This is a genomic window from Pseudomonas sp. QTF5 (assembly GCF_000512695.2).
Taxonomy (GTDB): Bacteria; Pseudomonadota; Gammaproteobacteria; order Pseudomonadales; family Pseudomonadaceae; genus Aquipseudomonas.
Genome location: NZ_AZRW02000051.1, coordinates 28,310 through 41,097, shown reverse-complemented (window position 1 = coordinate 41,097; position 12,788 = coordinate 28,310). Strand labels below are relative to the sequence as shown.

Sequence of the window (12,788 nt, the reverse complement as noted above, 5' to 3'; positions counted from 1 at the left end):
GCGGCGTGAGAACCGAAAATAATGTCCAAAATTACTGGACCAGATCAAGCCCGCTCCCACAGTTGAACCGCGTATATCCGCAAGAGATTGGTTGGCTGTCAGGTCGCTTTCGCGGGCAAGTCGGATCGCCGCACCGCTCGCTCCTACGGGATCGCCGTTGGCCTTTCAACGAACAAAGGCCCGGGCCAAAGCGGTGAAGCTGGGGCCGGCCAGTACGATCAGCAATGCCGGGAAGAGAAACAGCATCATCACCACGGACATTTTCGCGGACATCTTGGAGATGTATTCCTGCAAGCGCGTCAGGCGCCGGTCATCGAGCAGTGTCTTGAGTCCCAGCAGTGATTTCATGGCGCCGCCGCCCTGGTGGATCAGTTGCTGAAGAATCACGCAGGTGTCGGTGAACTCGTCCACTGCCAGTAACTGGGTGGCCTTGTTCAGTTCTTCGCCAAGCTCCAGACCGGAATCGACCCGGGTCAGTATCAGGCGCAGTTCATGGGTCAGGGCTGGCAGTAATTGTTTGCCTTCGATACTCAGCACTCGCAGCGACTGCTCCACCGCCATGCCGGATTCGAACAGGATGCGCAGCAGTGGAATGAAGGTCGAAATCTCGATCGCCAGTTGTTTTTGCCGACGGTGTGCGGCAGCGGCCAGTAAGCGTTTGGGTAGCAGATAGCCAAGAGCGGTGGCGAAGGCCGGGGTGATCCAGTGGTTGTTCACCTGCGAGAAGAACACGCTCTGGATCAACAGACTCAGGACCAACGCAAGCACCGGTATGCCGATCTGGCAGGCAGCGAACAGCGAGCGTTGCCGGGCGCTGCGCCAGCCGAGGCGATTGAGCAGCGTCTGGGTTTCGTTGTCCAGTTTGACCGAGCGCTGACCGATGCGACTGTCGCCCAGCACTTGCAACCAGTGACGGACGCGATGGTCGCTCAGTGGTTTGCCGTCCAGTCGTTGAGCCACCTGGCGAGCACGTCGATGTTGGTTCAGCAGGCCACTGAGCAGCAACAGCGTGGCCGCCAGAAACAACAGTGCGCTAATCAGCAGGGCTATTTTCATACGCTACGCAACATGCGCCACAGCGCCAGGCAACCCACGACCTGCAGGCCGAACGCGGTCGCGAGCATCATTTGTCCCGAGCTGCTGCTCCACATGGCGAACAGGTATTTGGGATTGGACAGCAAGAAGTAAGCGGCGAGCCCCACGGGCATCAGGGCCAGTACCAGTGCGGTGATACGGGTTTCGCCCGTCATGGCGCGCAGTTGGCGCGCAGCCTGGTCTCGTTCACGGACCATTTTGATCAGGTTCTCAAACAGCTCACTGGCATTACCGCCGTAGCGGTGATTGACCTTCAGGCCCAGCGCGAACAAGCGAAATTCATCTTTCTCATACAGTTCGGCGAAGTCCGTAACAGCGTCAGGCAGGCTGACGCCCAGATTCACATTGCGCTGGACCCGGCCCATAGCGTTTTTCAGTGGGTCTTCGGCGGCATCGATGGCGACCAGCACCGCATCGGCCAGGGTGCGTCCGGACTTCAGACTGCGCACCGTGTGATCGAGCAACGACGGCAGTTGTTCGATCATGCGCTTGAGCCGGCGCTGATAGCACCAACTGATGTACAGCCGCAGAGCCAGGGGTGGCATCAGCAGCAACACCAGCAAACCGATCCAGCCCGCGAGAGCAACGCCCAGCAAGACGCCCAAGGCCCAGAGCAGCAACCACGACCCCAGGCGCTCGGTGGGACGACCGAGGCCGGCGCGTAGAAAGGCCCGTTCCAGGCCTGCCCAGGATGATTTTGCCACCGCCAGTTGCGGTTGCCCCTGCATCAAGCGACCGAGGGTTCGATCGATGCCGGTCTGGCGCAGACCGTTGTAGAACAAACGGATCGACAGGCCCAGCAACGTCAGGCAAATCAGGATGAGCAGCGCCGGTTTGAGCATGCCGTGATCCTTCAGTGCGATAAGGGAGAGAGCGCCGATTCGCGACGCAGTTTGTCGCCGGCGGGGTTGACCGCCTCGCGCAGGAAACCGAAACCGGTGCGTCGGTCGAAGCGGAACAGCGTATTGGTCACATACACGTCGTCACGAATACCGACGACTTCCACCACTTCGCTGACGCAGCGGCGGCCATCGGGCAGGCGCGTCAGTTGGATCACCACGTCCAGCGCCGCGCAGATCATTTGCCGCAAGGTGCGTTCGGCGATGGTGCGTCCAGTCAGGCCCACCAGCGTCTCCAGGCGCAACAGCGCATCCTGGGCATTGTTGGCGTGCACGGTGCTCATGGAACCGTCGTGCCCGGTGTTCATCGCGGTGAGCACGTCGACCACTTCGACGCCGCGAATCTCGCCGAGGATGATCCGGTCCGGGCGCATCCGCAGCGCGTTGCGAATCAGATCGCTGGCCTTCACTTCGCCATGGCCTTCGGCATTCGGCGGTCGGGTTTCCAGGCGCACCACGTGAGGATGGCCGAGTTGCAGTTCGGCGACGTCTTCGATGGTGACCAAGCGTTCGTGGGGGGCGATCAACTGGCTGAGAATGTTCAGCAGCGTGGTCTTGCCGGTGCCGGTGCCGCCGCTGACAAGGATGTTGCAGCGCTTACCCACGGCCTCTTGAATAAATTCGAAGATCGCCTGATCGATGGTTTGCATCGCCATCAGATCGGAGCTTTTGAGCATGTCCTTGCGGAATTTTCGAATCGACAGGCATGGGCCATCGAGGGCAATCGGCGGGATGATCGCGTTGACCCGGCTGCCATCGGGCAGGCGCGCATCGACCATCGGTGAAGACTCGTCGAGCCGTCGGCCCAGGGGCGCGAGAATCCGCTGCATCACCCGCTCGACATGGTGGTCGTCGATGAAGCGCAGGTCACTCAGGTGCAATACACCCTCGCGCTCGACGAACACCCGGTGCGGGCCGTTGACCAGAATTTCGGTCACCGTCGAGTCACGCAGCAACACCTCCAGCGGACCGAAACCGGTGAGCTCATCGACGATTTCTTCAGCCAGCCGCTCCATCTCGTACCGGGAAATCGCCAGGTGCAGACGGGCAATGTACTCGGCGACTTTGTCGATGACGAACTGCGACAGCATTGGCCGCGAACCTTCCAGCAGGTTTTTCCCGGACTCTTCGATGGCGTCGATGATGTAGCGGTGCAGCACCAGTTTCAGGCCTTCGTGGTCGGTATTGCCGACCGGCCCGTGGGAGGGCGCGCCGAAGAGTTTTTCCCCGCTCATTGCGCGCCCCTCAATCGGTCAAACCAGCCAGCCTTGGGTTTGTCCAGGTCTTCGGAGCGTTTGGCCAGCCGTTCGCCGAGGGTGCGCAGGCTTTGGGTCAGGTTTTCGCGCGGGGCCAGTTCGAACAGGCTCACCCCCTGATTCTTGGCGTTGAGCCGCACTTCCGGGCTGTAGGCCAAGACTGCGATAACCTCCATGCCGAAGCTTTTGCTCAAGGTGTCGGAGTCTGGCGCGACGTTGCGCAGATAGCGGTCTACCAGCAACCGGGCGTGGTCGAGCTTCAGACCTTTTTCACGCCAGCGGCCGAGCACCTCAAGGTTGCGTCGGCAGTCGAGCACATTCTGATCGGTGTACCACAGCAACTTGTCGCAATGGCTGACGAAGGTGCGCAACGCTTCGCTGTCCGACTGGCCGGTGAGGTTCACCACGATGTGCTGGAAATGTTGACGCAAGGCGCTGAGCAGCATGTACAGCTCGGCGGCACTGGTCTGTTCCAGCGGTTCGTCGTGGCTGGCGTAGGCGAGAGTCCGCAGCCCGGCGTCACAGGTGGTGAAGGCGCTGTCGATCAGCGTCGCGTCGAGGCGCCTCAGGTGTCGCAACGCATCGCCAAAATGAAACGAGCTCTCTAGCCCCAGCAACGCAAGGCTGTCGCCACGCGGCAGGCCCAGATCCAGCAACAGTGTCTGCTGGCCGCTCTTTTGCACCACGTGCGCGAGATGGTTGGCGAGCAACGCTCCGTCGGCATTGCTCTGTGCACCGTAAAGCACGGTCAGGCCACCCTGTTGACTCTGTTGCAGGTTCGGCGCCACGGTCGGCAGACGTTTGCTCAGACGTCGCACCAGCCCGGCAACTTCACTGGAACGCGAGCCGTAAGAGACGAAATCCCGCGCGCCGGCACGCATGGCATTGAGCACGAGTTGGTTGTCCATGCCGTCGCCCAAGGCAACGATCGCCAGCATCGGTTTGGCTTCCAGGGCACCCTCGATCAACGCGCTCTGGGCCACCACATGCTCACGGTCCAGACCCACGAACACCAGGCTGGCGAAGGTCACGTCCACCAGCGTCAAGAGTTCATCGAGGTTGCCACCACCGGCGCTGATCACTCGGCCCAAAGGGGCAAGCGCACCTTGCAGCCACTCGAAGTCGGTGCTGTTACGCGTGATCGCGAGGAACGTCTGACTCAGGTTCTGGGGCTGGCTCATTGCGATAACCCACCGCATTTATCGAAGCAGCCGTTATCGAGCAAGTACTGCGTGAAACGTCTGCGCATGGAGAAGCGTCCTCGCTCGATTCAGGGCGTTTGTTGGGTGACTTCATTGCCGCGGATGACTTCCACGCTCGACTTGCGCGGTGCTGCGCCGCCAATGGCGGGTTTGGGTGTACCGTTCAGGGCCAGTTGACTGAATTGCACCAGTTCGCGATTGGCACTGGCCAGGCTCGCCTTTGATTCGCGGTTGCCAGCCCAGTATTGGTTCAGGCGTTTTTCCTCGGCGCTGCGCACGGCCAGGCGCAAAACCCCGACCTGAGCCGCGAGCATGAGGCGACTCAAGAGGGGTTCGGGGACGGCGAGCAAAACGGTGCGGGCGTTGGCACGCAGTTGTTCTTGCTTGAGTCTTTCTTCGGGGTTGCGTGCGGGGTTGGCAGGCTGACCATCGTTCATCAGCCCGAGCTGGTCGCCGACACCGAGTACTCGCAACGCCGGAATCACGACTTGGGCCGATTGCTGGAGGTTGTTGGTGTCCATGCGCAGAAACAGCAGGACGTCGACGTAGTCGCCGGGGCTCAGCTGCCCGCCGACATTGACTACGTCATCTGCCGCCACGGCAAGGGCGCGCTCATCGGGGCGGATCATTCGCGCCAGCGCACCGCCGGTTTCGAAACTTTCATCATTGAGCCAACTGCCGGCAGTCAGCGTGCGCCAAGGCATACGGCCGATGGCTTGATCGAGACGAGACAGGCTGCCGGCCGGGGCGGTACGGAGTTTTTCCAGGGTCACGTCGGCGGCGGTAATTTGCTCGAACGGCGCTATGTCACGCAGCAGCACAACCACTGGCTGGCGAGTCGGGTCGTCCGCCGGCGCCAATATCGGGGCCGATGACGTGCCGGGTTGCGCGACGGATTCGGGTGCCGGTTGGCGACTCAACGCCAGCCCCCAGTAACCGGCAATGATGGCGCCTACCAGAAACAGCGCGGCCAGGCCCATGGTGACGCGACTGTTCATGACGGCTCTCCCTTTCCTGCTGCGTAACGCCCCCCAAGAGTTCTAACGAGATGACTTCGCAATCAGGCAGCTATGAACATCGAACTATTTCGCTATTTGACGGTAGCGCAGGTAGAGCAAAACGCCATTACAGGGCGGGAAATATCTGACAAAAGTAACGGCTCGAAGCCTAAAGCGCTGTTTTATGACGTCAATGAACTTATTACTACTTCAGTATTAATAGGTTGTAACAGTTGTTGGTCTGGGGTTTGCCGACAATGCTGATGCTGGCATAGGGGAATCATGTTGCAGCTGTGCAACATCCGCTGTCATAGGAGACACATCATGTCCTTTACTAAAGTTGTGCAGAAGATCAAAACCGAAATCATTTTGTTCAAATACCTGGCCAAAGATACCGAGGGTGCTTCGGGTATCGAATACGCGATCATTGCGGGCATGGCAGCGGTTGCCTTGGTGGTGTTCATGACGCCTATCTCGGGTGCGGTAACCGATATTTTTACTGTGCTCAAGGATTCGCTAGTACCTGCTACTCCTTGATGCAGACCGCTTGCTAACCTGCCAGGGTGGTTCTAACGTCAACGCTTAGTCCATTGCAGGTGTTTACTCATGAATGCTCCCGAGCTGCCACGCCAACAGCTGCTTCTGGTCGATGATGAGGAAGATGCGTTGCTGGAACTGGCGGAGTTGCTGGCGGGCGAGGGCTTTACTTGTTTTACGGCAACGTCGGTGAAGCTCGCCCTTCATCATTTGACTTGTCATCCTGATATCGCGCTGGTGATTACTGATTTGCGGATGCCGGAGGAGAGTGGCATGTCGTTGATCAAGCGGTTGCGTGAGCATACGTCGCGTCAGTATTTGCCGGTGATTGTGACGTCGGGGCATGCGGATATGGATGATGTGAGTGATATGTTGCGGTTGCAGGTGCTGGATTTGTTCCGCAAGCCGATTTATCACGTGCGGTTGTTGGAGACGTTGAATAACTTGTTTCCGCAGCCGCGGGGTTTGGTCAGTTCCTGATCTTGGCGTTCGGTGTTCCGGCAGGATGACCGCGTTATCGTTCTTCGTCGGATCGCCGCCCGGAGCAAGCCCGCTCCCACACTGGATCTCCAGCGAACACAATATGTGTGAGCTCCCTGGGTCAAATGTGGGAGCGGGCTTGCTCGCGAATGCGATCTCGCAGACGCTGGTAATTGCAATGCCGAACCATCAAGCAACAGGCCGCCACTGCCCCACCATATGTTCCAGCTCCCCTGCACCCATCAACTGAAAGTCCCCACTGGACCCCGCCGCACTGGACATCAGCGTCACTTCACTGGGAAGGCGTACCGGTTTCCTGAACTGCACCGCGATCTCGACGTTGGCCGTCGGCAAATGATCGGTCAGGGCTGCCAGCGTACGCGCCTTGTTCCACAGGCCATGGGCGATGGCGCTAGGGAAACCGAAGAGCTTCGCGCTGATTGCACTCAGGTGGATCGGGTTGTAGTCCCCGGACACCTTGGCGTACCGCCGGCCAATGTCCGCGGGTGCTTTCCAGTGGGCCACTTCGGTCAGCGACAGCGTTGATGCAAACGCTTCCTCGACCGGCTCGCCTTCCAGTTTGACGCCGCGACAGAGCATCTGGCTTTCCGCCTCCCACAACACTCCCAACTGGTCGTCGAGCGTCGTCACCAAATCGAACGTCGCCCCCTTGGCATGGGGTTTCAGGTTCTGCACCTTCACGCTGACCCGCACCCGGTGCACGCCGCCCATGGGACGCAAGATGCGGATGCGGTTGCTCAAGTGAATCAGCCCCAGCAGCGGGAACGGAAACGCTTTGGCAGTGAGCAATTGCATCTGCAAGGCGAACGCCAGGATGTGCGGATACGTCGGTGGCAGCAGCCCGTTGTCGGCGAAACCACAGACCTTGCGATAAGCCTCCAGGCGTTTCGGATCGACATTGACCCAGCAGTGATAACCCAGGTCGGGCAAGGCGCTGCCGGTGATTTTGCGGCGTGTTACCGCCTTCACATACAGCGTTTGCAGGCCCGGTTCGCTATTGAGTGTGTGCCAGTCAGTGGTCATGGTCAGGCTCCCAAAACGCTTTGCCCGCAAATGCGCAACGCTTGTCCGGTAAACGCTCCGGTGCCCGGTTGTGCCAGCCAGGCCACGGCTTCGGCGACGTCTTGTGGCAGGCCGCCCTGGCCCAAAGAACTCAAGCGTCGCCCAGCTTCGCGCACGCCGAAGGGCAGGTGCGCGGTCATTTGGGTTTCGATGAACCCTGGCGCTACCGCATTGATGCTGATGCCGCGCTCACTCAGCAGCGGCGCCCAAGCCTGGGCCAGGCCAATCAACCCGGCCTTGCTCGCGGCGTAATTGGTTTGCCCGCGATTGCCGGCGATGCCGCTGATGGACGCCAGCAGGATCACTCGGCCGTTGTCGCGCAGGGTGCCGCTGTCGAGCAAAGCCTTGGTCAGCACTTGCGGTGCGTTGAGGTTGACTGCCAGCACCGCGTCCCAGAATTCCGGGGTCATGTTGGCCAGGGTTTTGTCCCGCGTAATGCCCGCGTTGTGGACCACGATGTCGATGCCGTCGGGCAAATGTTCGATCAATTGTGCGGCGGCGTCTTCGGCGCAGATATCCAGGGTGATGCCGCGCCCGCCGAGGCGTGCGGCCAGGGCCTCGAGATCGTTCTTGGCCGGTGGCACGTCGAGCAGGATCACCTCGGCGCCGTCGCGGGCCAGGGTTTCGGCGATCGAGGCGCCGATGCCGCGAGCCGCGCCCGTCACCAGTGCCTTGCGTCCCGACAAGGGGCGACTCCAGTCCATCACCTGCACCTCACACGCCTTTAAGCGAATGACTTGTCCGGAAATGAACGCGCTTTTAGGCGAGAGGAAAAACCGCAATGGGCCTTCCAGTTGATCTTCGGCACCTTCGCCGACATAGATCAGCTGCAAAGTGCCACCGCTGCGCAGTTCCTTGGCCAGCGAACGGCTGAAACCTTCCAGGGCGCGTTGGGCGCTGGCGGCGAACGGGTCGCTCAAGGTCTCCGGCGCCCGGCCAAGAATCACCAGGTGCGCATGGTGATCGAGGTTTTTCATCAGCGGCTGGAAGAACTCGCGCAGCTGTTTCAACTGATCGACCTGCACCAGATCACTGGCATCGAACACCACGGCTTTGAGTTTCTGACCGTGGCCGGGAATCCACGCGGTGGCCAGGGTCGGATCGGTGCCGTAGCTGTAAATCGTGTCGGTCAGGCGGTTGGCGAGAGTGCTGACTTTTTCCGCCAGCGGGCCACCGCCAATCAACAGCGCCCCCTCGATAGGCCGCAGCCGGCCTGCTTGCCAGCGTTCCAGTCGTACCGGCGACGGCAGACCCAGGGCACCGACCACACGATGGCCGATGGACGAATTGGCGAAGTCGATATAGCGATCAGACATGGATCATGCTCCAGCAACTGGGATTAAAAGTGTGGACCATGAACGGCAATTAGTCGTTCGATCCACGAGATACGGCCTACGCTTGATCATTGCAGGTTAGTTTGAGATTGGGTTTAGCAGGACTTTCAGGAAATGCAGCCCCCTGTGGGAGCGGGCTTGCTCGCGAAAGCGGTGTGTCAGTCAACAGAGATGTTGAAGGTGATGACCCCTTCGCGAGCAAGCCCGCTCCCACAGGGTTTGGTGTTCATATTTGATTAAAAGGAGCTTTTTCATGACTCAGCTGCGCCGCGTCGCGATTATCGGTGGTAACCGTATCCCCTTTGCCCGATCCAACGGGCCATACGCCACTGCCAGTAACCAGGCGATGTTCACCGCAGCGCTGGAAGGCCTGATCGAGCGCTATAACCTGCACGGTGTGCGCATGGGTGAAGTGGCGGCTGGTGCGCTGCTCAAGTATTTGCGCGATTACGGCCTGACCCGCGAATGCGTGCTCGGCTCGCGGTTGTCGCCAATGACGCCGGCCTACGACATCCAGCAAGCCTGCGGCACGGGGCTGGAGGCGACGTTGTTGGTGGCGAACAAAATCGCCCTGGGTCAGATCGAATGTGGCATTGCCGGTGGCGTCGACACTGCCTCGGACGTGCCGATCGGGGTCAACGAAAGCCTGCGCAAGATCCTCTTGCAAGCCAACCGCGCCCGAAGCACCGCCGACAAACTGAAAACCTTCCTGCAACTGCGTCCCCGACACTTGATGCCCGACTTTCCAAGTATCGGCGAGCCGCGCACCGGCCGGTCGATGGGCGAGCACTGTGAAATGATGGCTCAGACTTGGAGCATCCCGCGTGACGAGCAGGATCAGCTGACCCAGGAAAGCCATCAGAAACTGGCCGCGTCCTACGCCGAAGGCTGGCACAACGATTTGATGACGCCGTTCTTGGGCCTGACCCGGGACAACAACCTGCGCCCGGATCTGACCCTGGAAAAACTCGCCTCACTGAAGCCGGCCTTCGAGAAAAGCGCCAAGGGCACCCTGACCGCGGGCAATTCCACGCCACTCACCGATGGCGCGTCGGTGGTGCTGCTGGGCAGTGAAGAATGGGCGAAAGAGCGCGGCTTGCCGATCCTCGCCTATTGGCGTGACGGCGAGGCGGCAGCGGTGGATTTCGTCAACGGTGCCGAAGGCCTGCTGATGGCGCCGGCTTATGCCGTGCCGCGTTTACTGGCACGCAATGGCCTGACCTTGCAGGATTTCGATTACTACGAAATCCACGAAGCGTTCGCCGCGCAAGTGCTGTGCACATTGAAGGCCTGGGAAGATCCAGAGTTCTGCAAAACCCGCCTCGGCCTCGACGCACCGCTGGGTTCCATCGACCGCAGCCGCCTCAACGTCAAGGGCAGCTCACTGGCCGCCGGGCATCCGTTTGCCGCCACCGGTGCGCGCATCGTCGCCAACCTGGCGAAGCTGCTGGACGCGGCGGGCAAGGGCCGAGGGTTGATCTCGATCTGCGCCGCCGGCGGTCAGGGCGTGACGGCAATTATCGAGCGCTGATTATTGGTTGTTCTGATTTGTTCAGGCAGTGACGCCCCCATCGCGAGCAGGCTCGCTCCCACAGGGTTTTGCGCTGTCCTTGTGGGAGCGAGCCTGCTCGCGATTGGCCGCGTAGCGGCCACCGGGATTTTGGATCAGGTCCTGAACCGCCGAACCAACCCATCCAGCTCATTCGACAACCCCGCCAGGCTCTGAGAATCCAGCCGCGCCGAGTTCGCCAGTTCTGCTACCAACTGCGCATCGCCATGAATCTGGCTGATATGGCGATTGATGTCTTCCGCCACTTGATGCTGTTCCTCAGCCGCCGTGGCGATCTGGGTGTTCATGTCGCGAATCACATCCACCGATTCACGAATCTGCCCGAAGCTGCTGCGCGCTTCGCCGATACGGGTCACCGATTGCTGGGACACTTCCAGGCTCGCATGCATCTGCTGCGTCACCTGGCTGGTGCGCTTGGCCAGGTTGCCCAACAGCCCGTCGATTTCCGCCGTGGAGTCGGCAGTGCGTTTGGCCAGGGCGCGAACTTCATCCGCTACCACCGCAAAGCCACGACCCTGTTCACCCGCCCGGGCCGCTTCGATGGCGGCGTTCAGCGCCAACAGGTTGGTTTGTTCGGCGATGGAACGAATGGTCCCGAGGATCGACTGAATGTCGTTGCTATCGCGTTCAAGCTGTTGCATCGACTGCGCCGATTGTTCGATTTCCTGGCTCAAGCGATCAACACTGGTGACGGCTGCATCAATCTGTTGCTGACCTTCGCGCGCCTGGCGCTGACCGCTGTCGGCCGATTCGGCGGCCTGGCTGCAGGAACGTGCGACTTCGTTGGCGGTGGCGACCATTTCATGGAACGCCGTGGACACCATGTCCACCGCTTCACGCTGACGTCCGGCGGCTTCGGCCATGTCGCTGGACACCCGGGTCGAGCTTTGGGAGGTGGCGAGGATCTTGCTCGCGGCACCGCCGATGCTCTGAATCAGGTTGCGAATCGCCGCCAGAAACTGGTTGAACCAGTTGGCCAGTTGCGCGGTTTCATCGCTGCCACGGATGTGCAGGTTCTTGGTCAGGTCGCCTTCACCCTGGGCGATGCCTTCCAGACCGCTGGCCACGCTGCGGATTGGCCGCACGATCAGGCTGGCGAAACTGGCGCCGACGATGGCAAAGAGCACCGCGAGTACCGCCGCGATGATCGCGATCAGCCAGGTCAGTTGAGTGGCCGAGCTCATTACGTCGGTCTGCTTGATCAAACCAATAAAGGTCCAGCCCAGTTGCTCCGACGGCCAGACGTTGGCCATGTAGCGTTCGCCATTGAGCTCGACTTCCACCAGCCCTTTACCAGCCTTGGCCAATTGCGCGTAGCCGTCGCCGAGGCTATTGAGGGCTTTGAAGTTGTGTTCCGGTTGCTTCGGATCGACCAGCACCGTGCCGGTATTTTCCACCAGCATCAGGTAGCCGGTTTCGCCGAGTTTGATCTGTTTGACGATTTCGGTGAGCTGTTTGAGAGAGACATCGATGGCGAGCACACCGCCCTGAGCCCCGAGCTGATTGGCCACGGCACGCACGGTGCTGACCAGCACGGCGTCATCGCCGGCCCAGTAATAGGCCTCAGTGCGTAACGTCTTGCCAGGGTTGGCCATGGCTGTCTTGTACCAGGGGCGAGCACGTGGGTCGTAATTGGCCATCTTCGGGTCAGCCGGCCATGTGGCATAACCACCGCTGGACAAGCCGTAAGACACATAGGAGTAAGCCGGATGGCTGGTGGCCAGCCCAGTGAACAAGTTCAACAGCTTTGTGTCCATCTCACTTTCGGGAAGTTGCGCGGCATCGGCACTGACCCGGCTTTTTATGCTGGCATCGCCCGCTTTGACCAACGGCTGACCGGCCAGGTAATCGACGTTCTGGCTGATGCCGTCAAAAAACAACTGCATGGCATTGCTGACCTGACGAATCTCACGGCCACTGCCATCGACAAAATTATCCTTGGCATCGCTGCGCAAGTTCAGCACCACGAGGGTAGCGACCAGCACCACGGGCAAGCAGGCGATGATTGCAAACGCCCAGGTCAGCTTCTGTTTGATGTTCATCCGCGCTCCAGTTTTTTCTTGTAGGCCCACGCAGTGCAGATGACTCGCGGATTATTGGCAGCCGAAAACGTTAGATACCCCGATCCTTGAGTGCGCCCCCGTTATCATTGTCGGGGCTATTGTCGGACAATTCCTTTTCTCTCTAATGACTTCGGCTGAGGAACGTGGAAATTTAGGCCTGTTGAGAAAAATCCGGCGAAGGGTAGGGGCTATGTGTCAGATTCTGTCGCAAATGCCCCTGTAGCCCTTCGTCAACAAGTGGCGCAGGCTCAGCTATGATCCTGAGCGGTCA

The 12,788-nt window shown here is 60.2% G+C and carries 11 protein-coding genes and 1 pseudogene; 3 read left to right on the top strand and 9 right to left on the bottom strand.

The window, feature by feature from the left end; translation table 11 throughout:
- Positions 1-165: 165 nt before the first annotated feature.
- The 5 genes from IC37_RS26490 to cpaB all read right to left on the bottom strand — a co-directional run bounded on the left by IC37_RS26490 (position 166) and on the right by cpaB (position 5,450).
- Complete coding sequence (locus tag IC37_RS26490) at positions 166-1,056, bottom strand: type II secretion system F family protein (RefSeq protein WP_030128350.1); 891 nt, start codon at positions 1,054-1,056, stop codon at positions 166-168.
- Entirely contained in the window at positions 1,053-1,937 is an 885-nt protein-coding gene (locus tag IC37_RS26485) for a type II secretion system F family protein (protein ID WP_030128351.1), read from the bottom strand. Before IC37_RS26485 ends, IC37_RS26490 begins: the two co-directional genes overlap by 4 nt.
- An 11-nt stretch (positions 1,938-1,948) precedes the next feature.
- Entirely contained in the window at positions 1,949-3,229 is a 1,281-nt protein-coding gene (locus IC37_RS26480) for a CpaF family protein (protein WP_030128352.1), read from the bottom strand.
- Positions 3,226-4,431 (bottom strand): pilus assembly protein, encoded by a 1,206-nt coding sequence (locus IC37_RS26475; RefSeq protein ID WP_030128353.1) that lies wholly within the window; start codon positions 4,429-4,431, stop codon positions 3,226-3,228. The genes IC37_RS26480 and IC37_RS26475 overlap by 4 nt, the downstream gene beginning before the upstream one ends.
- 89 nt (positions 4,432-4,520) lie before the next feature.
- Positions 4,521-5,450, bottom strand: coding sequence for a Flp pilus assembly protein CpaB (cpaB, locus tag IC37_RS26470; protein ID WP_030128354.1), 930 nt, complete (start codon positions 5,448-5,450; stop codon positions 4,521-4,523).
- 324 nt (positions 5,451-5,774) lie between these two features.
- Between cpaB and IC37_RS26465 the strand changes: the two genes are divergently transcribed.
- Positions 5,775-5,987 (top strand): Flp family type IVb pilin, encoded by a 213-nt coding sequence (locus IC37_RS26465; RefSeq protein ID WP_030128355.1) that lies wholly within the window; start codon positions 5,775-5,777, stop codon positions 5,985-5,987.
- Between the two features lie 69 nt (positions 5,988-6,056).
- A complete protein-coding gene (locus IC37_RS26460; RefSeq protein ID WP_030128356.1) occupies positions 6,057-6,467 on the top strand; it encodes a response regulator in 411 nt (136 codons plus the stop codon).
- Between the two features lie 189 nt (positions 6,468-6,656).
- On the opposite strand, the gene IC37_RS26455 is transcribed toward IC37_RS26460, so the two are convergent.
- Both IC37_RS26455 and IC37_RS26450 read right to left on the bottom strand, forming a co-directional pair.
- Positions 6,657-7,511 carry a MaoC family dehydratase gene (locus IC37_RS26455; protein WP_030128357.1) on the bottom strand — a complete coding sequence of 285 codons (855 nt, stop codon included), beginning with the start codon at positions 7,509-7,511 and terminating at the stop codon, positions 6,657-6,659.
- A gap of 2 nt (positions 7,512-7,513) precedes the next feature.
- Positions 7,514-8,866, bottom strand: coding sequence for a 3-oxoacyl-ACP reductase (locus tag IC37_RS26450; RefSeq protein ID WP_030128358.1), 1,353 nt, complete (start codon positions 8,864-8,866; stop codon positions 7,514-7,516).
- 271 nt (positions 8,867-9,137) lie between these two features.
- On the opposite strand from IC37_RS26450, the gene IC37_RS26445 reads away from it, so the two are divergent.
- A complete protein-coding gene (locus IC37_RS26445; protein ID WP_030128359.1) occupies positions 9,138-10,415 on the top strand; it encodes an acetyl-CoA C-acetyltransferase in 1,278 nt (425 codons plus the stop codon).
- Between the two features lie 134 nt (positions 10,416-10,549).
- Here the strand turns inward: IC37_RS26445 and IC37_RS31070 are convergent, their stop codons facing one another.
- The gene (locus tag IC37_RS31070; RefSeq protein ID WP_371916351.1) at positions 10,550-11,278 is read right to left on the bottom strand and encodes a methyl-accepting chemotaxis protein; all 729 of its coding nucleotides are present in this window, start codon (positions 11,276-11,278) and stop codon (positions 10,550-10,552) included.
- Between the two features lie 129 nt (positions 11,279-11,407).
- Positions 11,408-12,340 (bottom strand): annotated as a pseudogene (locus IC37_RS31065) (cache domain-containing protein); the annotation flags it as partial.
- Between the last annotated feature and the right edge of the window lie 448 nt (positions 12,341-12,788).

Bases quoted from the DNA above. Each gene is read 5' to 3' on its own strand.
- IC37_RS26490 (WP_030128350.1), bottom strand. From the start codon at position 1,056: ATGAAAATAGCCCTGCTGATTAGCGCACTGTTGTTTCTGGCGGCCACG.
- IC37_RS26485 (WP_030128351.1), bottom strand. From the start codon at position 1,937: ATGCTCAAACCGGCGCTGCTCATCCTGATTTGCCTGACGTTGCTGGGC.
- IC37_RS26480 (WP_030128352.1), bottom strand. From the start codon at position 3,229: ATGAGCGGGGAAAAACTCTTCGGCGCGCCCTCCCACGGGCCGGTCGGC.
- IC37_RS26475 (WP_030128353.1), bottom strand. From the start codon at position 4,431: ATGAGCCAGCCCCAGAACCTGAGTCAGACGTTCCTCGCGATCACGCGT.
- cpaB (WP_030128354.1), bottom strand. From the start codon at position 5,450: ATGAACAGTCGCGTCACCATGGGCCTGGCCGCGCTGTTTCTGGTAGGC.
- IC37_RS26465 (WP_030128355.1), top strand. From the start codon at position 5,775: ATGTCCTTTACTAAAGTTGTGCAGAAGATCAAAACCGAAATCATTTTG.
- IC37_RS26460 (WP_030128356.1), top strand. From the start codon at position 6,057: ATGAATGCTCCCGAGCTGCCACGCCAACAGCTGCTTCTGGTCGATGAT.
- IC37_RS26455 (WP_030128357.1), bottom strand. From the start codon at position 7,511: ATGACCACTGACTGGCACACACTCAATAGCGAACCGGGCCTGCAAACG.
- IC37_RS26450 (WP_030128358.1), bottom strand. From the start codon at position 8,866: ATGTCTGATCGCTATATCGACTTCGCCAATTCGTCCATCGGCCATCGT.
- IC37_RS26445 (WP_030128359.1), top strand. From the start codon at position 9,138: ATGACTCAGCTGCGCCGCGTCGCGATTATCGGTGGTAACCGTATCCCC.
- IC37_RS31070 (WP_371916351.1), bottom strand. From the start codon at position 11,278: ATGGTGTCCACGGCGTTCCATGAAATGGTCGCCACCGCCAACGAAGTC.